This is a genomic window from Myroides sp. LJL119 (assembly GCF_054871605.1).
In genome coordinates this window covers 31323-53305 of record NZ_JBTXLO010000003.1, presented here as the reverse complement: position 1 = coordinate 53305, position 21983 = coordinate 31323, and the positions used below count along the sequence as shown (strand labels likewise).

The 21983-nt window shown below is 33.0% G+C and carries 20 protein-coding genes and 3 tRNA genes; 12 read left to right on the top strand and 11 right to left on the bottom strand.

The window, feature by feature from the left end; all coding sequences use genetic code 11:
- The first annotated feature begins 41 nt into the window (after positions 1 to 41).
- From ACYSNV_RS05190 to ACYSNV_RS05180, 3 genes are all read left to right on the top strand, one after another.
- On the top strand, positions 42 to 1379 hold the full coding sequence (locus tag ACYSNV_RS05190) for an NCS2 family permease (RefSeq protein ID WP_461761503.1): 1338 nt from the start codon (positions 42 to 44) through the stop codon (positions 1377 to 1379).
- 76 nt (positions 1380 to 1455) lie between these two features.
- Positions 1456 to 2400, top strand: coding sequence for a ketopantoate reductase family protein (locus tag ACYSNV_RS05185; RefSeq protein WP_461761502.1), 945 nt, complete (start codon positions 1456 to 1458; stop codon positions 2398 to 2400).
- Between the two features lie 188 nt (positions 2401 to 2588).
- A complete protein-coding gene (locus tag ACYSNV_RS05180; RefSeq protein WP_461761501.1) occupies positions 2589 to 3422 on the top strand; it encodes an alpha/beta hydrolase family protein in 834 nt (277 codons plus the stop codon).
- 89 nt (positions 3423 to 3511) lie between these two features.
- On the opposite strand, the gene ACYSNV_RS05175 is transcribed toward ACYSNV_RS05180, so the two are convergent.
- Genes ACYSNV_RS05175 through ACYSNV_RS05165 form a run of 3 tightly spaced genes read right to left on the bottom strand, consistent with a single transcriptional unit; the run spans position 3512 to position 6604 of the window.
- Positions 3512 to 4549: a COX15/CtaA family protein gene (locus tag ACYSNV_RS05175; RefSeq protein ID WP_461761500.1), complete on the bottom strand. Its 1038-nt coding sequence runs from the start codon at positions 4547 to 4549 to the stop codon at positions 3512 to 3514.
- Between the two features lie 16 nt (positions 4550 to 4565).
- Positions 4566 to 6002, bottom strand: coding sequence for a CCA tRNA nucleotidyltransferase (locus tag ACYSNV_RS05170; RefSeq protein WP_461761499.1), 1437 nt, complete (start codon positions 6000 to 6002; stop codon positions 4566 to 4568).
- 29 nt (positions 6003 to 6031) lie between these two features.
- A complete protein-coding gene (locus tag ACYSNV_RS05165; protein WP_461761498.1) occupies positions 6032 to 6604 on the bottom strand; it encodes an L-threonylcarbamoyladenylate synthase in 573 nt (190 codons plus the stop codon).
- A 203-nt stretch (positions 6605 to 6807) separates the two neighbouring features.
- On the opposite strand from ACYSNV_RS05165, the gene ACYSNV_RS05160 reads away from it, so the two are divergent.
- The 6 genes from ACYSNV_RS05160 to ACYSNV_RS05135 all read left to right on the top strand — a co-directional run bounded on the left by ACYSNV_RS05160 (position 6808) and on the right by ACYSNV_RS05135 (position 9395).
- Complete coding sequence (locus ACYSNV_RS05160) at positions 6808 to 7248, top strand: PaaI family thioesterase (RefSeq protein WP_461761497.1); 441 nt, start codon at positions 6808 to 6810, stop codon at positions 7246 to 7248.
- Position 7249: 1 nt separating this feature from the next.
- Positions 7250 to 8308 (top strand): chorismate-binding protein, encoded by a 1059-nt coding sequence (locus ACYSNV_RS05155; RefSeq protein WP_461761496.1) that lies wholly within the window; start codon positions 7250 to 7252, stop codon positions 8306 to 8308.
- A 5-nt stretch (positions 8309 to 8313) separates the two neighbouring features.
- A complete protein-coding gene (gene bshB1 / locus ACYSNV_RS05150) occupies positions 8314 to 9030 on the top strand; it encodes a bacillithiol biosynthesis deacetylase BshB1 (RefSeq protein ID WP_461761495.1) in 717 nt (238 codons plus the stop codon).
- Positions 9031 to 9108: 78 nt separating this feature from the next.
- Positions 9109 to 9182, top strand: a tRNA-His gene (locus tag ACYSNV_RS05145).
- Between the two features lie 32 nt (positions 9183 to 9214).
- Positions 9215 to 9288 (top strand) — tRNA-His (locus ACYSNV_RS05140).
- 33 nt (positions 9289 to 9321) lie between these two features.
- A tRNA-His gene (locus tag ACYSNV_RS05135) sits at positions 9322 to 9395 on the top strand.
- A 135-nt stretch (positions 9396 to 9530) separates the two neighbouring features.
- On the opposite strand, the gene bioA is transcribed toward ACYSNV_RS05135, so the two are convergent.
- The 5 genes from bioA to ACYSNV_RS05110 are packed head-to-tail and all read right to left on the bottom strand — an operon-like array spanning position 9531 to position 14109.
- Positions 9531 to 10802, bottom strand: a complete 1272-nt coding sequence (gene bioA / locus ACYSNV_RS05130; RefSeq protein ID WP_461761494.1) for an adenosylmethionine--8-amino-7-oxononanoate transaminase — start codon at positions 10800 to 10802, stop codon at positions 9531 to 9533.
- Positions 10796 to 11776: a biotin synthase BioB gene (gene bioB / locus ACYSNV_RS05125; RefSeq protein WP_461761493.1), complete on the bottom strand. Its 981-nt coding sequence runs from the start codon at positions 11774 to 11776 to the stop codon at positions 10796 to 10798. The genes bioA and bioB overlap by 7 nt, the downstream gene beginning before the upstream one ends.
- Complete coding sequence (bioD, locus tag ACYSNV_RS05120) at positions 11773 to 12390, bottom strand: dethiobiotin synthase (RefSeq protein WP_461761492.1); 618 nt, start codon at positions 12388 to 12390, stop codon at positions 11773 to 11775. The genes bioB and bioD overlap by 4 nt, the downstream gene beginning before the upstream one ends.
- On the bottom strand, positions 12372 to 13505 hold the full coding sequence (locus ACYSNV_RS05115; RefSeq protein ID WP_461761491.1) for an aminotransferase class I/II-fold pyridoxal phosphate-dependent enzyme: 1134 nt from the start codon (positions 13503 to 13505) through the stop codon (positions 12372 to 12374). Before ACYSNV_RS05115 ends, bioD begins: the two co-directional genes overlap by 19 nt.
- Positions 13489 to 14109, bottom strand: coding sequence for a hypothetical protein (locus ACYSNV_RS05110; protein WP_461761490.1), 621 nt, complete (start codon positions 14107 to 14109; stop codon positions 13489 to 13491). The genes ACYSNV_RS05115 and ACYSNV_RS05110 overlap by 17 nt, the downstream gene beginning before the upstream one ends.
- Positions 14110 to 14173: 64 nt before the next feature.
- Between ACYSNV_RS05110 and ACYSNV_RS05105 the strand changes: the two genes are divergently transcribed.
- Positions 14174 to 15670: an aminotransferase-like domain-containing protein gene (locus ACYSNV_RS05105; protein ID WP_461761489.1), complete on the top strand. Its 1497-nt coding sequence runs from the start codon at positions 14174 to 14176 to the stop codon at positions 15668 to 15670.
- A gap of 581 nt (positions 15671 to 16251) precedes the next feature.
- Here ACYSNV_RS05105 and ACYSNV_RS05100 read toward each other — a convergent pair.
- Positions 16252 to 17277 (bottom strand): M28 family metallopeptidase, encoded by a 1026-nt coding sequence (locus ACYSNV_RS05100; protein ID WP_461761734.1) that lies wholly within the window; start codon positions 17275 to 17277, stop codon positions 16252 to 16254.
- A gap of 114 nt (positions 17278 to 17391) precedes the next feature.
- On the opposite strand from ACYSNV_RS05100, the gene ACYSNV_RS05095 reads away from it, so the two are divergent.
- Together ACYSNV_RS05095 and fsa are read left to right on the top strand one after the other, a co-directional pair.
- Entirely contained in the window at positions 17392 to 18201 is an 810-nt protein-coding gene (locus ACYSNV_RS05095; RefSeq protein WP_461761488.1) for an SDR family oxidoreductase, read from the top strand.
- A gap of 82 nt (positions 18202 to 18283) precedes the next feature.
- Positions 18284 to 18940 (top strand): fructose-6-phosphate aldolase, encoded by a 657-nt coding sequence (gene fsa / locus ACYSNV_RS05090; protein WP_461761487.1) that lies wholly within the window; start codon positions 18284 to 18286, stop codon positions 18938 to 18940.
- 136 nt (positions 18941 to 19076) lie between these two features.
- Here the strand turns inward: fsa and ACYSNV_RS05085 are convergent, their stop codons facing one another.
- A complete protein-coding gene (locus ACYSNV_RS05085; RefSeq protein WP_461761486.1) occupies positions 19077 to 21269 on the bottom strand; it encodes a S9 family peptidase in 2193 nt (730 codons plus the stop codon).
- A 258-nt stretch (positions 21270 to 21527) separates the two neighbouring features.
- On the bottom strand, positions 21528 to 21974 hold the full coding sequence (locus tag ACYSNV_RS05080) for a DUF1456 family protein (RefSeq protein WP_461761485.1): 447 nt from the start codon (positions 21972 to 21974) through the stop codon (positions 21528 to 21530).
- Between the last annotated feature and the right edge of the window lie 9 nt (positions 21975 to 21983).

The window sequence follows — 21983 nt, the reverse complement described above, 5'->3', positions numbered from 1 at the left end:
TTACTTTATTATTTTTGCATGCTTAACAGCACACAATATAAATGAAAACTTTTTTAGAAAACTACTTTAAACTTACCCAAAACAACACGACAATCTCCAAGGAGTTCTTAGCCGGAATTATCACTTTTTTAACCATGAGTTACATTTTGGTGGTAAACCCGACGATTTTATCGGAGACCTCTATGGACAAGCAAGCTTTATTTACCACAACGGCTTTAACTACAATTATAGCCACCCTTTTAATGGGTTTTTACGCCAAATTACCTATTGCTCAAGCTCCAGGCATGGGCTTAAATAGCTTCTTTACCTACACGGTGGTACTTACCCTTGGATACTCCTGGCAATTTGCCTTAACCGGAGTACTATTGGCAGGGATTATCTTTTTATTACTTACTTTTTTTAACATTAGAGAGCTAATTGTCCGCAGTATACCTAAAGTTTTAAAAGATGCAATTCCTGTAGGTATTGGCCTGTTTATAACTCTAATAGGCCTTAAAGGTTCGGGAATAGTAATTAGCGATCCCAATACTTTGGTTAGGCTAGGGGACTTTTCCTCACATAATGTCTGGATCTGCTTAACAGGATTAGTGGTTACAGGAATCCTCTTTATTAGAAATGTTAATGGGGCCATACTACTTGGTATTATTGCGGCCACTATTTTAGGTGTTATTTTAGGGGATGTTACTCTTCCTGATTCTATTGTGGATACACCTCCTTCTATTGAGCCCATTTTTGCAAAAGCTTTAGAACCCATATTTAGTAGTGATGGCTATAAACAAATCCTTTCCTTGGATATGTTAGTTATTGTTTTCACTTTTTTATTTGTAAATCTTTTTGATACTATTGGAACTTTAATAGGTGTTATCTTTAAGACAAATATAGCTGATAACCAGGGGAATTTCCCTCAAATGAAAAAGGCTTTGTTTACCGATGCAATAGGTAGTACAATTGGTTCTATATTGGGGACAAGTTCGGTAACCTCATATGTAGAAAGTGCCTCGGGAGTAGCCTCTGGAGGAAGAACCGGATTAACCGCTGTTAGTGTAGCTTTTATGTTTTTTCTTTCTTTGTTTTTTGCTCCTTTATTTTTGATTATCCCGGCAGCTGCAACCGCACCGGCATTAATTGTGGTTGGGCTCTTTATGATATCCTCTGTTGTTAGAATTCCTTTTGATAATTTCTCGGAAGGATTACCTGCTTTTATAACTATTGTTTTTATGCCTTTTACCTATTCCATAGCCGAGGGGATTGTTTTTGGTATTTTAAGCTATACTATTTTTAAATTAGCTAGTAATCAAGCAAGACAAATAAGTCCTACAATTTATGTTTTATCAATTTTATTTATTATTAAAATAATAGTAGAAGCTAAAGGAATTTAGATAAAAACTCAGATATAACTAGATATATAAGTTTTTTTTATTACTTTTAATAAGCTATTAATTCAATATATAGAAAATGAGCAAGAAAATAAAAATAACTATAGTTGGCATAGGAGCTGTTGGAGGTTTTTATGGGGCATTGTTGGCCAAAGAATATTTCAATACTCCAGATATTGAAATTTGCTTCTTAGCAAGAGGAGAAAATTTAAAAGTGATTAAAGATCAAGGTATTAGCCTTTTAAATGGAACCCAAAAGTTTGTTGTTAAACCAACAACGGTAACGGATAACCCAAAACAGATAGGTGTGTCCGATTATGTTATAATTGCCACCAAATCATATGATTTAGAAAGTGCCATTAAGCAAATAGAGCCACTTGTTGGAAATCAAACTGTTATCCTACCACTTTTAAATGGCGTTTTGGCTTACCCGAGCTTAAAAAATGCTTTTAAACAAGCACTAGTTGTTAACGGCTGTACCTATATTCTATCTAGGTTAACACAACCAGGAGTAGTTGAGAACCCTAGCGGGAAACAAATGATCTATTTTGGATTAGAAAATAAATCCGATCAAAGACTAGTTATATTTGAACAACTATTGAAAAAAGCAGGAATTAATGCTGTTTTAAGTAATGATATTCAAACCGAGGTGTGGAAAAAGTATATTTTAGTTTCTTCATCGGCTATGGCAACTACCTATTTTAATGCTAGTTTTAATCAGATAATAGAAAAGCATGGGCCGGAAGTAGAAGAGCTTTTAAAAGAGATCTGTTCTCTTGCTAAAGCATTGCAGATAAATCTTCCAAAAGGGTTTATTCCTACTTTAATGAAGAGTTTTAAAAACAATCCTCCAGGATCAACTACCTCAATGCATAGTGATTTTTTAGCACACAAAAGTGTAAATGAATTAGATATAATGGGAGGCTATGTAGTTAAACAGGCAGATGCATTAAACCTAGATTTGCCATTATATAGAAAAATATATACCCATTTGTTAGGCAATCAAGCCCAGGGCTATAATTAGATACTTTGTAAAACTGCACTTCAATATAATTTATAAACCATATAAAATTAAGTCTGGCCTTTTAGTCAGGCTTAATTTTAGGTATAACTAGTTTAGGGTTTATTACCTTTAAATAATAGCTTATTTTTTAATTAATTATAATACTCCCCTAAGGTTGGTTATCTTTATAAAAATAAACCTATTGAATTATGCAGCTAATCAAACACAATCACCTCCTTGAGACACTTCCCTTACCTATATTATGCGACTCTACCTACCTTAAGGGAAATAAAAATATGCCTTTGGTAATTTTTGCCCATGGATATAAAGGTTTTAAAGACTGGGGTGCTTGGCATTTAGCTATGGATCAAATTGCAATGGCTGGAGCTTATGTGGTAAAATTTAATTTCTCACATAATGGAACAACTCCTGAACAAGCTAGTGATTTTACCGATTTGCAAGCTTTTGCTAAAAACACCTACTCCCAAGAGCAAATAGATTTTGAATGTGTTATTGATTTTTTTTCTAAAAACCCCTTGGTTGATTCTTCAAATATTACCATTATAGGCCACAGTAGAGCAGGAGGGGCAGTAATCCTACAGGCTTATTACAATCAACTAGTAACAAAGGTTGTAAGTTGGGCCGGGGTTTGTGATTTTAAAAAACGTTTTCCTCAAAGATACCGTTTTCAAAGATGGCAAAAAGAAGGAGTTTTCTACGTTACTAATTCACGTACAAATCAAAAACTACCACATTATTTTTCTTATTGGCAGGATTTTGAACAAAATCAAGATAAGCTAGATATACAAAAAGCGGCTCAAAACCTAAAAAAACCAGCTTTAGTGATTCACGGTACTTTAGATACTGCCGTAGAATTAAAAGAGGCCCAACTACTTCATTTATGGATAAGTAATTCGGAATTGTATATAGTAGAAGATGCCGATCATGTTTTTGGAGCTAGACATCCCTTTACCCAATCAACTCTACCGGATCACTTAAAATTAGTGACCGATAAAACAATAGACTTTATTTTTAATTCATAAAAGATAAAAAAAAGCCCTAAAGAATAATCTTTAGGGCTTTTAGTATAATGTAGCAAATTCTAATTGCTCTTTTTTATTTTCTAAAAGGGTTAGTCTTCTGAACTCTTTCCGCAATGATAGCATTTTCTAGCCTCTAGGACCAATTGAAACTGAAGTCCGAATAAAACAGATGCAATTACTAAATGTAGGGCTTGAGAACCAAATGGGAAATAAAAATAATTCATCAAAATACCGGATAATACCTCAAGTAATAAAAGAACCATAACCCAATTTATTTTACTAAATCCTAATGTAAGACTTTTGTTTAGATAAAATAAATAAAGGTTTACAAATAAAACAGCAAAAGAAAAGCTTCTATGAATATAAAAATCTAATCTTGGGTTGTCTAACCACAAGTGCTCATTACCAATACCAGCTCGAACCTGTTCGTCAATAAACTCTCTAACTTGAGTACCTAAGACTACTTGAATTAAAGTAAAAACTAAAGCAATTGATAAAAGTACTTTAAACCTTCCGTCGTATTTTTTAATCTCTGTTACATTTTTTGTTGTATGTATTATGGCTATTAAAATAGCAACAATAACCAAGGCCATAACCATATGGGTTGTGATTTTAAACGGATTTAACTCCGAGAATACCACTGTGGCTCCAAGCCAAGCTTGAAAGCCCATTAAAAAAACAACTAACCAAGAGGCTAAAACCAATGATTTTCTGGTTTTCCAATAGCCAAAGGAACTAATAGCCATCGCAACACAGGCAAAACCAGCCAGTGCACCACAGAGTCGATTGATATATTCAATCCAAGTATGCTGCGGGTTGAACTCGGCATAATCATGTTTGGTATATTTTTCCCAATTCTCATCTTGGTAAAGATCTCCGGTTTTGAAATTTTCTTTTGCCTTATAAAGACTTTCTTGGTGAATGATCATCTGTCCTTTTTTATATTCTCGATCAGATTGCCATTGCAAGACTTCAATTTCAGTTGGAGGGATATAATATCCAAAACATTTAGGCCAGTCCGGACATCCCATTCCTGAGCCGGTCATTCTAACTGCAGCACCTGCAAAAATCACTAAGTAAACTAATACTAGGGATAATTTAGAAAGGGATAAAAAATATTTTTTCATATCTATATATCTATAATTATTTCTTTTTTACTGGCTCTAAACCCATTTTAAAAGCCTTTTCAAGCATAAAATCAAAAGCAGCCTGATGATCATTGGCAATTACACCCTCTAAGATAGCTTCTTTAATAGCTTCTTTAATCTGTCCAATCTCTCGACATGGACCCAGTCCAAAGGTTTCCATAATTTGTTCACCTGTAACTGGTGGTTGAAAGTTTCTAATTTGATCTCTTTCTTCAACTTCAACAATTTTCTCGCGAACTAGCTTAAAGTTATTATGGTATTTTTTAAACTTGTTTGGGTTTTTCGTTGTTATATCTGCCTCACATAGAATCATTAAATCCTCTACATTTTCACCAGCATCAAAAATTAAACGACGTACAGCTGAATCGGTTACCTCTTTTTGTGAAAGCACGACAGGGCGTGAACTCATAGTTACCATCTTTTGAACAAATCTCATTTTTTGATTCAAAGGCATATGCAGACGAGTAAAAATTTTCTTTACCATTTTACCTCCTAAGAATTCATGTCCATGAAAAGTCCAACCGTTTTTCTTACTAAATCGCTTGGTTGGTGCCTTACCAATATCATGGAGTAAAGCGGCCCATCTAAGCCACAAATCCTGGGTGTTTCGACTAATATTATCAACTACCTCCAGGGTGTGATAGAAATTATTTTTGTGGGTATGTCCTTCGATTTCTTCAACTTGATTTAAAGCTGTTAACTCAGGTAGGATTAAGTCTAAAAGTCCTGTTTTATATAATAATAAAAAGCCTTTTGATGGAGTAGGGGTAAGTAATATCTTATTTAACTCCTCTACTATACGCTCACCAGAGATAATCTTTAAACGCTCGTGATTCCTAGTAATGGCATCTAAGGAGTTTTTCTCTATAATAAAATCCAACTGGTTGGAAAAACGAATAGCTCTCATCATTCGAAGCGGATCATCCGAATAGGTAATATCCGCATCCAAAGGAGTCTTTATAATTTTATTGTTTAAATCCTCAATACCATTAAAGGGATCTAATAAAAGACCATAATGGTTTTTATTTAAAGAAAGAGCCAGAGCATTGATGGTGAAATCACGTCTGTTTTGATCATCTTGTAAGGTGCCATCTTCTACCATTGGCTTGCGGCTATCAAAGTGGTAAGACTCTTTTCTGGCACCAACAAATTCTATGTCAATATCCTCAAAGCGTAGCATCGCGGTACCATAATTTTTAAATATTTGGACCTTGGGATGATTTGGAAGTAATCTTGAAACCTCTAAAGCAAGCTCAATACCGCTACCAATGGCAACAATATCGATGTCTTTTTTAGAATCTCTTTGTAATAAAAAATCTCTTACAAACCCGCCTATAACATAACTTTCAACTTTTAAGTTTGCAGCTGCGTTTGAAATTATTTCAAAAATAGGATGATTCAGGGCCTGCGGATATTTAGAAATATTATTCATAGTATGAAAAGTAAAATACTTAAAATAGCTTATTTTCTAAGTATTGTTACTTGATTGTTTTGTTTTAGTTTAATAATAGTGGATGGCTGGGCTGTTTTTGTTTCTTCTTGCCTTAGATTAACAATATAATCCACCCCTTGTATTATATCTAAAGAAATATCATAGTAATTTCTAGGAGAGGGTTGACCACTGATATTTGCAGAGGTTGAAACCAAAGCAGACTTCATTCTCTCTATTAACTTATAACAAAAAGGATCTTTTACCAAGCGAACTCCTAAGGAATTATCACTACTGATTAATTCTTTGGCTACATTCTTTGGATTATCCAGTATTAAAGTAGTTGGTTTTTCACTGTAATCTATAATATCCCATGCAACCTCTGGTATTTGAGTAAAGATATGGTGCATTAAACGATCACCATTAACTAAAACAATCATGCTTTTAGTCTCAACACGTCTTTTTAAGGCAAATATCTTTTTAATTGCTTCTGGGTTATTTGCATCACATCCTATACCCCAAATGGTGTCTGTAGGGTATAAAATAATACCTCCGTTTTTTATAACTTCATAAGCATTATGAACTTCTTGTTGGATCTGTTCCATTGTAGTTTTATTATTTTTTTCGTATCTTGTTTCTACGAGGGTCTAAAATTACTAAAAAATACGATAATCCTAGAGCTTTGTGGAAGATTAAAGCTCTTGAATTTTAAAAAACGGGAATAATTATATTTATTTTAAGATATCAAACTAATTTTTACTTTAAAATTAAGAGCTATATCTTTGCTAGCTCCTAACTTTGCATTCCTATGAGCAAAAACAGTAAAAAAGATTTTAATAAAACTGAAGTTTTAGAAATGTTTTCTCGAATTTCAAAAAACACCTTGATGCAAACTCTAGGTATTGAATTTATAGATGCTGGACCAGATTATTTAGTAGCCACAATGCCCGTTAACTCAACGGTTCATCAACCAATGGGGCTTTTACATGGTGGGGCAAGCGTTGCTTTAGCTGAAAGCTTGGGAAGTGGAGCTTCTTTAATGCTTATTAATACCACAACCCAAGAGGTACGAGGTATTGAAATTTCTGCCAATCATGTAAAAAGTAAAAGAGCTGGAAGAGTTATAGGAACCGCCAAACTTTTACACCGAGGAAGAACCGTACATTTATGGGAAATACGAATTACAGATGATAATGATCAATTAATATCTATTTGTAAAATAACTAATATTGTAATAGACAGGGCATAACATGGAATTATTTGAAAAATTAGAGGAACATTATACTCTACAGATGCCTTTTGCTATATATCGAAAGGCAGATTCATGTCAAGCATTTGGAATCTTCCAAGATGATAAGCAATTATATAAAGTTGAAAACTTCGATGAGCAAGGTTTTGTATTTGCACCTTTTTTTAAGGGAGAAAGATTTTATATTCCCACACAAAAGTCACAGATAATTAAGCATGATTTAAGTAAGATAAATATAGAGCAAACAACATATTTACAAGATGTTACAGATAATGATAACCAAAATAACTTTGAGGATTTAGTCAAAAGATGTATAAAGGCTATCGGTGAACAAAGTTTTTCAAAGGTAGTTGCTTCTCGCAAAGAAACCTTAGATATTAAAGTAACTAATCTTATCTTACTGTTTCAAAACTTATCAAGTTCATATCCAACTGCTTTTTGCTCTATTGTATATCACCCAGAGATTGGTCTGTGGTGTGGAGCAACTCCCGAAACATTATTAAATTTAAATAAAGATATACTCCATACAATGGCTTTGGCTGGTACACAGGTAAATTTGGGACAAAAGCAAGTAGATTGGGGAGACAAAGAAAAACAAGAGCAGCAATTTGTAACCGACTTTATTATCCAAGGATTGAGTCCCTTTAGTCAAGAAATAACTTGTTCCAAGCCATATACAAAAAGCGCAGCAAAGGTAATGCACATCTGTACAGATATTTATGCTAAATTAAAACAACAAGACTTAAGACCCATTGTAGAGGCATTACATCCAACTCCGGCAGTGTGCGGAATGCCAAAACAACCGGCTTTGGATTTTTTAATCAACCAAGAGGGATACAATCGAGAATATTACGCAGGTTATTTAGGGGAGCTGAATTTTTGCGCAAATAATCCCCAGAGTCAAGCAACAGATTTGTATGTAAATCTACGATGTATGAGTATTAAACAAGATTCTGTTGATTTATACATTGGGTGTGGGATTACAAAAGATAGTAATCCATCTCTAGAGTTTTTAGAGACGGTAAATAAAAGTAGTACAATGAAAAAAATATTAAACTAATAAAGATGAAATTAGATATATTAGCCTTTGGAGCCCACCCAGATGACGTTGAATTAGGTTGTGGAGCCACTCTAGCAAAAGAGGTCGCTTTAGGGAAAAAAGTGGGAATTGTTGATTTAACCAAGGGAGAACTAGGAACCAGAGGTACCGAGTTTACAAGAAAACAAGAAGCTAGTGATGCTGCTAAAATACTTGGAGTAGAGATTCGCGAGAATTTAGGTTTTGCAGATGGTTTTTTTATCAATGATAAAGATCACCAATTAGAGATTATAAAGATGATTCGTAAATATCAACCAGATATTGTAATTTGTAATGCAATTAAAGACAGACACATTGATCACGGAAAAGGTAGTAGCCTTGTCTCTGATGCTTGTTTTTTATCGGGTCTTCGAAAAATTAAAACTCACTTAGAGGGTCAACAACAACAAGCATTTAGACCAAGACTTGTTTTCCATTATATCCAATGGCAAAATATAGAGCCAGATTTTGTGGTAGATGTCACCGGTTACATGGATCAAAAGGTAAAGGCAGTAATGGCTTATAAGACACAATTTTTTGATGAAAATTCAAAAGAACCAAGTACGCCAATTACCTCAAAAAATTTCTTAGACAGTATCACCTATCGCGCCATGGACCTAGGCAGACTCATTAATACAGATTTTGCAGAAGGTTTTACAGTTGAGAGGTATTTAGCAGTCAATACGTTAGGAGATTTGTTATAAAATAGTTGTTTTTTTTTGCAAAAAAGCTTGTCAAATATAGAAAAATGGCTAAATTTGCAACCGTTAAACAATAACACGGTGGTTATAGCTCAGCTGGTTAGAGCGTCGGATTGTGGTTCCGAAGGTCGTGGGTTCGAAACCCATTAATCACCCAAAATATCATGATATAACTAAATTAAACACGGTGGTTATAGCTCAGCTGGTTAGAGCGTCGGATTGTGGTTCCGAAGGTCGTGGGTTCGAAACCCATTAATCACCCAAAATATCATGATATAACTAAAATTAAACACGGTGGTTATAGCTCAGCTGGTTAGAGCGTCGGATTGTGGTTCCGAAGGTCGTGGGTTCGAAACCCATTAATCACCCAAAACAAAGGGATTCTTTTTTAAAGAATCCCTTTGTTTTTTTAAACCTGTTGTATAACAAGAAAAATAAATAAAGAAAAAAGATGTAATAAAGTAACTTACAAAGTAACCTTACTACACCTTTAAAAATATCTATTAAATTTTATCTAATGCCTTTAAAATGGTTTTATAAATATAATCTAAATCCTTATCTGTTATACAATAGGGTGGTACCAAGTAGATTATATTACCTAAAGGACGCATAAGAATTCCTTTTTCTAAAAAATACGGATATAAAATATCATGCATATCACTAAAATAGGAAGTATGCTCATTTGTTATCCATTCCATAGCAAAAATAGTTCCACAACAACGTACATTTTTTACTTTAGGATGAGTTTGTATTATTTTTTTAAAATCCAAGTGACTTTGACTTATTCTTTGAATATCATCTTGACAAGCTTTGGAAAGTAAAAGATCTAGGCTAGCCAAAGAAGCACTACATGCCAAAGGGCTTGCCGTAAAAGAATGTCCATGAAAAAGGGCTTTAGTTTTATCATCACTATAAAAAGCCTGATATATTAAATCACTACAAGTGGTAACTCCCATGGCCATAGTCCCTCCTGTTAAGCCTTTTGAAAAACACATAATATCCGGACTTGTATTTAAATGATCGGCAGCAAATAATTTACCAGTTCTACCAAAACCAACAAATATTTCGTCTTGAATCAACAAAATGGATTTACTTTTGCAATAGCTTAACAATAAGTCTAGATCTTTTGCTTGATGCATTTGCATACCTGCAGCTCCTTGAATTAAAGGTTCATAGATAAAACAAGCTATATCATCAGCGTGTTTATCTATAATTTTTTTATTGCTCTTAAAATTTGTTGGAGTAGGTGGATCGATAAAAACAACGTTAAAAAGTTGTTTTAAAAAAGGATCAGTCCAAATTCCTCTTGCACTAACACTCATTGCTCCAAAGGTATCTCCGTGGTAAGCATTTTTAAAGGCCACAATAGTACTTTTGGATTGATTTTGATTATAAAAATATTGCAAACACATTTTTATACCTACTTCAATGGCTGTGGAGCCATTGTCACTATAAAAAACCTTTTCTTGATTCTTAGGTAAAAGTTTTAACAATCGTTCTGATAATTCAACAGCTGGTTTGTGGGTAAAGCCAGCAAAGATTACCTGCTCGATGCTTTGTAATTGGTCATATACTTTTTGCGCAATATAAGGGTGAGCATGGCCATGCAAAGTAACCCACCATGAGGATACAGCATCAATATACTTATTGCCATTTTCATCATAAATATAGGCTTGTTTACCATGGGTTATTGCAATTGGTCCATGTGCAGTTTTCATCTGAGTATAAGGATGCCAATTTACTTTTAAATCGCGCTGTTCAAGGGATTCTAACATTCTTTTTCTTTATTTTTATACATTGGCATTAAACCTAAATTTTTCAATAGTTCTAAATCTTGATTTGAGGATGGGTTAGGGGTAACTAGTAAAGTTTGATCTTCCCCAGTAAAAATAGAATTTGCACCGGCCATAAAACAAAAAGCTTGTTCTTGCTCGTTCATTTCTATTCGCCCCGCGCTTAATCGAACCATAGTTGTAGGCATTATAATACGAGTTGTAGCAATCATCCTTACCATATCCCAAATATTAACTTTTGGATAATCCTGTAAAGGGGTTCCTTTAACCCTTGCTAAAGCATTGATAGGAACAGATTCCGGGTGTTTATCCATATTGGCAAGAGTATGCAACATGGATATTCTATCTAAAGTTGTTTCTCCAAGGCCTATGATACCTCCCGAACAAACTGTAATGCCAGCCTTTCTTACATTGCTAATAGTGTTTAATCGATTATCAAAGTTTCTAGTAGAGATTACATCATTATAATGTTCGGCCGATGTGTCAATATTATGGTTATAGGCATAAAGACCAGCTTGTTGCAATCGTTCAGCCTGTTGTTCACTGAGCATGCCAAGGGTACAGCAAACCTCTAACCCTAATTCATTAACGCCTTTTACCATTTCTAAGACACGATCAAAGTCCCTATTATCTCTGACTTCACGCCAGGCTGCCGCCATACAAAACCTAGAAGAACCGTTTTCTTTAGCCTTTTTAGCACGTTCTAAGACCGTTTGAGTTGGTAACAAAGCTTGGACTTTTATATCGGTATGATACCTGGCTGCTTGCCCACAATAGGAACAATCCTCTGGACATCCTCCTGTTTTTATGGATAATAAAGTAGAGAGCTGAATCTCTTGCGGATTATGATAAGCTCTATGAACTGTTGCACTTTTATAGATCAACTCTAAAAGTGGCATATTATATATATCTAAAATTTCTTGTTTACTCCAATTATGTCTAACAAGGTTACTCATAGGTTATAAATTTTTAAATTATTTGCTGTTTCTAAAATGGTTTTTCTATCTATCTGATTTAAAAAAGGTATTTCTATAATAGAGGTACCTTTTGGTAAATGTTTAATAATTATTTGTTTAGTGGAAACATCAAAGTCCCCGTTAAAAACAACATACTTTAAGTTTATGCCACGACTTTGTAAAGCTGAAACAGATAAAATAGTGTGATTTATGCACCCTAGGTAGTCCTTAACCACAAGAATCACAGGTAGTTTTAAGTTCTGTATCAGGTCAATTATAAAATGCTGTTGATTACAAGGAACAAATAAACCTCCAGCTCCCTCGATTATTAAGTTATGTGATGTCTTGGGTATACAAATGGTATCTAAGTCTATTGTTATATTTTCCAGGGCTGCAGACTTATGAGGTGAACTGGCTAATTTTAATGCATAGGTCTCTAAATAGGCATGTTTTAGATCTTCACATAATTCTTTAATTCTCATGGTGTCTGATTTATTTAAATCTCCTGATTGAATGGGCTTGAAATAACTTGCTTTAAAATACTGTACTAAAATGGCACTAGTTAGAGTTTTACCTATTTCTGTTCCTATGCCTGTTATAAAATACTGGTGCATGTTTTTAAATTTTTATTTATTATTTTACATAAAAGTTCTATTTCTTGTAATTTATGGTTGGCATGAATACAAATTCTATAGCGCTGTTTATCTTTTGCAACGCTAGGGGATTTAACCAAATAAAGGCGTAGTTTATTTTGGATTAAATCTTTTTTAAAAATGGTAGTATCTAAAACTTCGTCTTCAAATAAAACTTGAATAGGACTGCCCTTTGTTTTTAAACTACCACCATACAAAGACAAAAACAAATCAATATTAGATTGTAATTTCTGTAGTGTACTTTGGCTTTTTTCCAGTTTCAAATAACTGTTACTCACTGCCATTACATGAGCATTACTTATGCCAGTTGAAAAAATAAAGCTTGAAGCAAAATTTATTAGATAATCTCTGATTAGTCTGGAACTTAAAACCACAGCACCTTGCACTCCCATGGCCTTTCCATAGGTTTTCACACAGGCCAATAACTGCTTTTGTAATCCCAACTGCTCGGATAGACCATAGCCAAAAACTCCCATGCTATGAGCTTCATCTACAATTAAATGGGCATTATATTTTTTGCAAATAGCACTAATTGTGACTAAATCAGCAAAATCACCATCCATAGAATATAAACTCTCTACAACAACTATCACATTTCCTTTGCCTTGTTTTATTTTATTGCCAAGATCAACCATGTCGTTGTGTTTAAACTTAAATCTATTTGCATTACTGAGTCGGCACCCATCGATAACCGAGCGGTGAATTAACTCATCCAAAATATATGTATCTCCCTTTTTTAAAAGACTGCTAAATAGTGCTAAATTGGCTGTATACCCGCTTTGAAAAAACAAAGCACTTTCAAATTGATGCATCTGTGCAATGTAATTTTCTAATGCTTGCAACTCTAAACTACTACCAGTAATTAATCTAGAACCTTTGCTACCTGTTAGGGCATCAGGATTTCGTTGTAAATCTTTTAGAATTTGGTATTGCAATTGCTGATCCGTAGCAAAACCTAGATAATCATTGCTGTAAAAGTCAATAAATTTTTCATCTTTGATCTCTAACTCTCTAAAGGCTCCATTATGCTTTTTATCTTCAAGTAGATTTTGCCAAACACTATTTAACAACCTCATGCTTTTTAAGCTCTTTTTTAACCCCTTTTAACCAGTAATTAAATAATTCTTGCTCAAAACTGATTGCTATACTAGCGGCATCTTGCCAATCTTTATCAAATCTATTTAGTTGTTCAACCATTTCTTGAAGATGACCTTCTTCCTCCAGGATAATAGACTTGACTAAAACTTTACTTTTTTGTAAATTCAACTGCTCTTGATAAATCGGATAAAGAATATCGGCCCTTACTTCAATGGCATAGGTCACAAACAGATAACAAGCATATTTTAAATCTTTTTCATTTAAATGGTATTTGTTCTTTAAAAAGCGAGCCACTTTTAGATCTAAAGCATTTAAATAATGTTTAGTCTGTATCGCAGCTAATAATTCACCTGGGTTATAATTATAATTACTTTCTGGTAAAACCTTACTAATTTGCTTTTTTAAATAATAGGCATGACGATGTTCCTCTGCTGCATGCTTTAGTTGTATTAAATCCACAGTGTGATCTTGCTCACAGGCCGAAATTTTTCTAGCGCCTACATTTTCTAAATAAGACAAAGTATTTAACCACTTTGCATGTAGCTCATTGTTTTTTATAATCTGTTGTATAGTTTGTTGCATATTTTTATATTTGGGACAAAACTCGGAAGTTTTATAAAAACAAACGGGTACCAGATATATTATAATGAATAGTCCAGTTAGATTCTCTTTTAAAAACTTTGTAGAACTAGATAAACAAAGTTCTACAGCTTTATACTTACAAATCACCGATGCTATAATTCATGGTATTCAACGAGGATTGCTGATTTGCAATCAGCGATTACCCGGGAGTAGAGTATTAAGTAATGACTTACAAGTACACAGAAATACCATTACAAAAGCTTATAATGAATTACAAGATCAAGGCTGGATTGAAATAAAAAATAAAAGCGGAGCTTTTGTTATACCTTATACCAAAAGACAAGGAATTAAACCTGTAATTAAAAATGTAAAAAAGCAAGTTTTTTCTAATCAAACAGCCTTTGCTTTCAAAGAATCTAATTTACTTCGTGACCCCTTTGAATATACAAATTGCCCTATTGTATTTAATGATGGGACACCTGATGTAGCTTTAACCCATATACAGGAGTTAATTTCTTTATACTCAGCTAATATGAAAAGGAAAAGTAATCAAAAAAAAATGGGTTATTATCATCATAATAATGCAGAGTATTTAAAAATGCAACTTTGTAATTACTTGAATTTAACGAGAGCTTTACATATAAGAAAAAGTAATCTTTTAATTAGTAGAAGTCTAGAGATGAGCTTATACATCTTTTGTCAAGTTGTTTTACAGCAAAATGATATTGTTGTTGTGGGAAAACTAAGTTATTTTGCCGCAAACATGATTTTTCAAAAAGCAGGAGCCACCATTAAAACAGTTGATTTAAAAGATGGTGTACTTTCTTTGGATAGCTTAGAGAAATTATGTCAATTATATCCTGTTCGAATGGTATATACCATGCCAGAGGGACATTACCCAACCACTGGAGTTATGGAGGCCAAGGAAAGAGAAAGATTATTAGAGCTTTCAAAAAAGTATGGTTTTATAATTTTAGAGGATGCCAGTGATTATGATTTCAAGTACGATGCTGGCAAAGATTTATCTATAGCCACAAAAGACACCCGAGGTTCAGTTGTTTACTTAGGTTCCTTTGGTAAGAGTTTAGCACCTGGGTTTAGAGCTAGTTTTATAGTAGCTCCCGATAACCTTATTTTGGAGTTACAAAAGTACCTTTGTTTGTTAGACCGACATGGTAATGTTCTAATGGAACTAGCACTAGGGGAGATGATAGAAGAGGGGAGTGCTATTAAACACTTAAATAAAAGTATCATTATTTATAAAAAAAGGCGAGATAATTTCGACATCCTATTAAACACCCACTTAAAGCAATACTTTAACTGGAGTATACCAAGTAATGGCTTGGCTTTCTGGCTAGTGGCCAACAAGCCGATTAATTTACTTTTATTAAGTAATTTATGTCATAAGCAAGGCTTATTTATTCCAAAGCATGTTTTATATCAAGATAGATCCCTTACTGCTTTACGCTTAGGTTTTGGCCATTTAGATACGCAAACCATGCAAAGAAGTGTTTTAATTTTAAAGGATGTATTACACAACAACCCAAATCTGTTTTTGTAAAAATATTTGATAGTTTTAAAGGCTTACCCACCATACTTTAACAATAATAAATTTATGATAAACAACACTACTTTTTAAGTTTAGGTCTTATCGAGTTTATTATGAATAAACAAAAGATTTTGTAGATATATAAAACCGTAGATGGCCATTATTTTTTTAAAAGGCCTAAATAAATGTCCTTGATATTTACTGCTTTTGCTAAAAAAATAACGTTATAGAAATAAAAAAACGTCTGCTTTAAAAAACAGACGTTTATATCTTTATTTATCGACATTCAAGTTAGTTATTCCAAAGGTATTTATTTTAAAATAAACAATAATATGATATTTAAAACAATACACTTTAAGGAAAGAAACACAAAAGAATCAAGACTAATTGCTCGATTAATTGTACTTACAATAACTAAAGTAGGTAAAATAAAAAGTGCTAGAACCATAGGGGTAAATAAATTATCATATACCCATTTAAATATACCAGTTGTTTGGATTTCAAAAACATAGATTGCTCTAAAAACCCATAAAATTAAATTTATAAAACATAGTATAAATAGCGAAATATCTATGGTTTTAATTTGCAGTATTTTACTTTTCTGTAACTTGTGGTCTTTCATCTTGATTAGCTAATTCCCAAGCAGTTGCGAATATTAATTGTGTTCTTTTTGTTAGTAAATCCATGTCAATTCGATCATATGTATCTCTTGGCGTGTGGTAATCCTCGTGGGCTCCGTTGTAGAAAAAAACTGCAGGAATCCCGTGTTTAGCAAAACTATAATGATCCGATCTGTAGTAAATTCTCTGCGGATCGTTATCATCATTAAACTTATAATCTAAATCAATTCCTACAGACTCTTTATTTGACTTTTCAACAGCATCATGTAAATCTTGACTAATTTTATCGGCTCCGATAACAAAAACATAATCATCTTGAGTAGGATATTCATAACTTCTTCTACCAATCATATCAATATTTATATTTGATATGGAGTTTTCTAAAGGTACAATAGGATTCTCAACGTAATATCTTGATCCCCATAAACCAAACTCTTCACCAGTTAGGTGAATAAATAAAACAGAACGCTTAGGTGATATACCTTTTTTGGCTAAGTCTTGGAATACTCTAGCAATTTCCATAACAGCCACTGTACCAGAACCATTATCATCCGCGCCATAATGATACTCTCCTTTATCTAGTCCCATATGGTCATAGTGAGCGGTAACAATTAAGACTTCTTCCGGTTTTTCACTCCCTGGAATAAATGCCCATACATTTTCACTATCTTTTAAATTAGCCTTTGTTTTCATAAAGCTAGCTGGAACCTCTTGAAAATAAGAGTCAGCTCCAGTAGGAGCAGAAATTCCGTTGTTTACATAGTGCTTTTCCAAGTAAGCTGCAGCGCGTTTTTGTCCTGGCTCACCAGTTCTACGACCTTCTAAATGTTCCGATGTAATAACTTTTAAGTACTTACTTAAAGAATCTTGATTTACATTGTGCCAATAAGGAGTTTGTTGTTCTACTGAACCTATACTCTGATTCGATGTTTTAGCGGTGTTGCATGACACCAAGGCCATTGAGGCTCCCAAAAGGCTTAAAAATAGGGTTTTTTTAATCACAATAAAAAAGTTTTTTTAGTTAGTGGGTCAAATATAAAGACTTTCATAATCTTTACCTAGCTTTTAATATATCATACATAGTCTTATATTTGTTAAAATATATATTATCTAATGAATAAAGTTGTTTTTATAACAGGAGGTTCTTCCGGCATAGGGAAATGTGTAGGAGAGTATTTAACAGAAAAAGGATTTATTGTTTATGGAACAAGTCGCAATCCACAAAATGTTAAACAAAGCAAGTTTAAACTAGTAGCGCTAGATGTACGTGAGCCAGAAAGCATTAAAAATGCTATAAATCAAGTTTTAATGGAGCAAAATAAAATAGACATTTTAATAAACAATGCAGGAGTAGGAATAACAGGAGCCATAGAAGAGGTGTCAGGTCAAGAAATCCTAAATAATTTTCAAACAAATGTTTTTGGTCCTATTGAAGTAATAAAAGCAGTGCTTCCAAGTATGCGTGAACATAAAAGTGGCTTAATAATCAATGTTACTTCTATAGCTGGATACATGGGCTTACCTTTTAGAGGAATTTATTGTGCATCAAAAAGTGCCTTAGAAATGGTTACCGAGAGTCTTCGAATGGAACTTAAACCATATAAAATTCAAGTAACTAATGTAGCACCTGGGGACTTTGCCACTGATATCGCTCAACGAAGATACCATGCGCCAGTTTTAGAGGACTCACCTTATAAAGAAACCTATAAAATGTCTTTAGAAATGGCCAATTCACATGTAGATTCTGGAAGTGATCCAATACAAATGGCCAAGCAAATTTACAAGATTATAAATACTCCAAAACCAGCAGTTCGATATAAAGTAGGAGAACCTTTACAGAAATTTTCTTTATTTTTAAGAAAAATTTTGCCAAGTAAAACATATGAGAGACTCTTGATGAACCATTATCATATTAAAGAATAAATTACCTATAAAATAGCTTATATACCAAGATTTAATTGTAATTTTGACCTACAACATAACATATATAAGAAATATATTTACTATGAAATTTTTTATTGACACAGCCAACCTAGAGCAAATTAAGGAAGCAGAGGCATTGGGAGTTCTTGATGGAGTAACCACTAACCCTTCTTTAATGGCCAAGGAAGGCATCACCGGGGAGCAAAATATCTTAAATCATTACAAAGCAATTTGCGAAATTGTTGATGGAGATGTTAGTGCTGAAGTAATCTCTGTGGATTACCAAGGAATGATTCAAGAAGGTGAGAAGCTAGCTAGTCTTAATCCTCAAATTGTGGTAAAATTACCTATGACTAAAGATGGAATCAAGGCATGTAAGTATTTCTCTTCTAAAGGAATTAAAACAAATGTCACTTTAGTTTTTTCAGCTGGACAAGCATTACTTGCCGCCAAAGCTGGAGCCACTTATGTATCTCCTTTTATTGGTAGATTAGATGATATTTGTACAGATGGGTTAGTTTTAATTGAGGAAATTCGCCAAATTTATGACAACTATGCCTATGAAACACAAATATTGGCTGCTTCTGTACGTCATACAATGCATATTGTAAACTGTGCAAAAATTGGAGCTGATGTTATGACAGGTCCTTTAAGTGCTATTACAGGATTATTAAAACACCCTTTAACAGACAATGGATTGGCTCAATTCTTAGCTGATTATCAAAAAGGGAATCAATAGATAAAATATATCTTACATACAATTTACAAACTATTAAAAGCAGCTAATCTCTTTAGTTGCTTTTTTTTATAAAAAAAGCTCCAAAAAGTACTTAACTTTTTGGAGCTTGTCTATACTTGATTTGTAAAAACTTTCTTTACTCTTTTATTGGTTTAGCCAAGTAATCAAAAAAGTAATTAGCTATTTTTGTATTTAAATGTTCTCTATCTTTACCCAAAACATTATGTTGATGTGTTGGATACAAGAAATAATCTACTTGTTTGTTAGCTTGAATACAAGCCTGGATGAAATTCATAGAATGTTGTTGTAAAACAACAGGATCTAAAGCACCGTGAATAATCAGTAATTTATTTTGTAATTTATCAGCTTGATTAATTAAATTATTGGCTTCATATCCCTGAGGATTTTCCATTGGAGTATCCATATAACGCTCCCCATACATTACTTCGTAAGACTTCCAATCCATTACAGGACCTCCTGCTACAGCTACTTTGAAAATATCCGGGTAGTTCAAAACTAGAGAAGTGGCCATAAAGCCACCAAAGCTCCATCCATATACGCCAATTTTATCTTGGTTCACAAAAGGAAGTGTTTTTAAGTAATCAATTCCTTTTAATTGGTCTGCCATTTCTGCTTTTCCTAATTCCTTATGAATAACTTGTTCAAAATCACGTCCTCTGTTCTTACTTCCACGATTATCAAGAGTAAATACAATATATCCATTTTGTGCCATATACTGCATAAATAAATTAGAACCTGCCAGCCAAGAATTGGTAATTAATTGGGCATTAGGCCCTCCATAAACATAAACCATTACGGGATATTGTTTATTTGGATTAAAATTTAATGGATAAATAATTCGACCATTTAAAATAGTAGAATTATCAGCAGCTTTAATTTCTACTAAATCCATTTTTGGCATATCAATTATATGTTCAAAGGGATCAGTGGCATTTAAAATTTCCTCTGATTTTCTAGTAGATACACTTTCTACAGAAAATTTATATGGAATTTCAATACTATTGAATTGATCTAAAAACAAAGTTCTAGAAGGATTCAAAATTGCTTGATGTGTACCAGATTTCTCAGTTATTTGTTGGGTTTTACTCTTTTTTAAATCAACACTAAAGAGTTGTTTATCTAACCCATTATTTGTTATACCAATGTAAAAAGCTTGATCACCACTAGGGTCAAAGCCTAAAAACTGATCTACTATAACCTGTTCAAATCCTAATTTTTTCTCTAGTTTCCCATCGGTATTATATAGGTACATTTGTCTATACCCATCTTGGTCACTAAAGTAAATAAAACTCTTTGGATCATTAGGTAAAAATACTAATCCTTGAGATGGCTCAATATAGGTATCTACCTTTTGTTCAAACAAAGTTTTCTCAAAAGCACCTGTAGCTGCATTGTATTGATTTAGTTTCAAGTGATTTTGTTGGCGATTCAACACCCCTACGTAAATGTAATTACCACTTGGGTCCCAAGTAACCATAGTTAAAAACTGGTCTTCATAGCCTGTTTTAAGAGTGATTTTTTCTTTTGTATATACATCATAGATTACCAAAGAAACCCTCTCATTTGGCATACCAGCCATTGGATACTTTATATCGCTAGATTTGGCTATTCTACCTTGCCAATCTATCATAGGATAATCCGAAACAAAACTTTGATCATTTCTGTAATATAAAAGTTGATCTTGTTTTGGACTCCACCACATACCTTGTGTTACTCCAAATTCCTGACGGTGAGTAAACGAACTTCCATTAACAATATCTGTTGTTGGATCATTGGTAACCACAATATCTTCACCTTTTGAACTGGTTATAACAATATTATTCTGTTTTAACCAAGCCAAATAGTCTTGATTTCTAGATATAATCTCCTCGGTGGCAGCACTATTGTAAACAAAACTATTTACAACTTTATTAGTTTTTAAATTTACTCTAACATTATATTTAAATTTACCTGCTTGCTCTAATGCTGTAAAGGTAATTTCATCTGGATTAATCCATTTTAAATCATGCGGAATTCTTTTTAAATCAAACGAAGTATACTTCAACGAGCTATTTAGTATATTTTCTAAGTCTTTGGTTGTTAAAACCAGTTGGCTATTCCACTTATTATCTTTAGTCTTAAGTAATAAACTATCACCATTTGTGCTCAATAGAGAAAAAGCTTGATCATCTTTCCACTTTGGAGCAATTATTTTTGTTGGAGCAAATTCCTCTGATGCTCCAAAAGTAGCTTGAGAAATACTAAAAGTGTTTTGTGCAAAAAGCAAATTACCACTTAATAGTAAGCCAATTAGCAAGGTTTTTTTCATAAATAAAATTATAATTATAAGAATTAGCAATTTACATCAATTACATACTCTTACCAACAAAAAAATGTTGTATTAATAAGGACATTATACCTATTAGCCTTGCAAAAAACAGGCCAGTTATTTCAGGCCTTTAATACTTTAACAAGGTATTGTTAAATATTAAAAGTATTTAACTAAAAAAGGCACAGTGTATTAGCCTTTATTATCTAATTCACTATACCTTTTTTTAAATTTATTACTGTATCGTTAAAAGAGTCCTTATTCTTTATTTTTCTTACCGTTATTAAATTTTATACCCGCAAGAGGATTTTTATTGTCTCTTGCTTTAAACGTTTTTGATTTATCTTGTACTTTTTTTGCAGAGAAGTTTTTCTTAGGCGAAGTAGAAGAGGTCTTAAATTCGCTTTCTTTTTTAGTTTTAAAAGTTTTTGAATTTTCAACTTGTTCTTTATTAGCTTTAAGTACTTCCATAGGGTCTTTAGGAGACTCTTTGGTTCCTCTTAAGTAAATCACTAGACCATTTAAAAAATTTCGCAGTATTTGATCTCCACATTCAACATATTTTGGATGCTCTGCGTTTCTAAAAAAGTTACCTACCTCTCCTTTAGAAATACGGAAGTCTACTAACTCTAAAATCTCTACAATTTGATCATCTCTAAGTTGTAAGGCTACTCGTAATTTTTTAAAAATATCGTTATTTGTCATTATTTATTA

Excerpts from the sequence above, each read along its gene's own strand:
- ACYSNV_RS05165 (WP_461761498.1), bottom strand. The coding sequence starts at position 6,604 with ATGGAACAGATCCAACAAGAAGTTCATAATGCTTATGAAGTTATAAAA.
- ACYSNV_RS05185 (WP_461761502.1), top strand. The coding sequence starts at position 1,456 with ATGAGCAAGAAAATAAAAATAACTATAGTTGGCATAGGAGCTGTTGGA.
- bshB1 (WP_461761495.1), top strand. The coding sequence starts at position 8,314 with ATGAAATTAGATATATTAGCCTTTGGAGCCCACCCAGATGACGTTGAA.
- ACYSNV_RS05115 (WP_461761491.1), bottom strand. The coding sequence starts at position 13,505 with ATGAGGTTGTTAAATAGTGTTTGGCAAAATCTACTTGAAGATAAAAAG.
- ACYSNV_RS05190 (WP_461761503.1), top strand. The coding sequence starts at position 42 with ATGAAAACTTTTTTAGAAAACTACTTTAAACTTACCCAAAACAACACG.
- ACYSNV_RS05180 (WP_461761501.1), top strand. The coding sequence starts at position 2,589 with ATGCAGCTAATCAAACACAATCACCTCCTTGAGACACTTCCCTTACCT.
- bioD (WP_461761492.1), bottom strand. The coding sequence starts at position 12,390 with ATGCACCAGTATTTTATAACAGGCATAGGAACAGAAATAGGTAAAACT.
- ACYSNV_RS05175 (WP_461761500.1), bottom strand. The coding sequence starts at position 4,549 with ATGAAAAAATATTTTTTATCCCTTTCTAAATTATCCCTAGTATTAGTT.
- ACYSNV_RS05105 (WP_461761489.1), top strand. The coding sequence starts at position 14,174 with ATGAATAGTCCAGTTAGATTCTCTTTTAAAAACTTTGTAGAACTAGAT.
- ACYSNV_RS05155 (WP_461761496.1), top strand. The coding sequence starts at position 7,250 with ATGGAATTATTTGAAAAATTAGAGGAACATTATACTCTACAGATGCCT.
- ACYSNV_RS05080 (WP_461761485.1), bottom strand. The coding sequence starts at position 21,974 with ATGACAAATAACGATATTTTTAAAAAATTACGAGTAGCCTTACAACTT.
- ACYSNV_RS05110 (WP_461761490.1), bottom strand. The coding sequence starts at position 14,109 with ATGCAACAAACTATACAACAGATTATAAAAAACAATGAGCTACATGCA.
- bioA (WP_461761494.1), bottom strand. The coding sequence starts at position 10,802 with ATGTTAGAATCCCTTGAACAGCGCGATTTAAAAGTAAATTGGCATCCT.
- bioB (WP_461761493.1), bottom strand. The coding sequence starts at position 11,776 with ATGAGTAACCTTGTTAGACATAATTGGAGTAAACAAGAAATTTTAGAT.
- ACYSNV_RS05160 (WP_461761497.1), top strand. The coding sequence starts at position 6,808 with ATGAGCAAAAACAGTAAAAAAGATTTTAATAAAACTGAAGTTTTAGAA.
- ACYSNV_RS05085 (WP_461761486.1), bottom strand. The coding sequence starts at position 21,269 with ATGAAAAAAACCTTGCTAATTGGCTTACTATTAAGTGGTAATTTGCTT.
- fsa (WP_461761487.1), top strand. The coding sequence starts at position 18,284 with ATGAAATTTTTTATTGACACAGCCAACCTAGAGCAAATTAAGGAAGCA.
- ACYSNV_RS05095 (WP_461761488.1), top strand. The coding sequence starts at position 17,392 with ATGAATAAAGTTGTTTTTATAACAGGAGGTTCTTCCGGCATAGGGAAA.
- ACYSNV_RS05170 (WP_461761499.1), bottom strand. The coding sequence starts at position 6,002 with ATGAATAATATTTCTAAATATCCGCAGGCCCTGAATCATCCTATTTTT.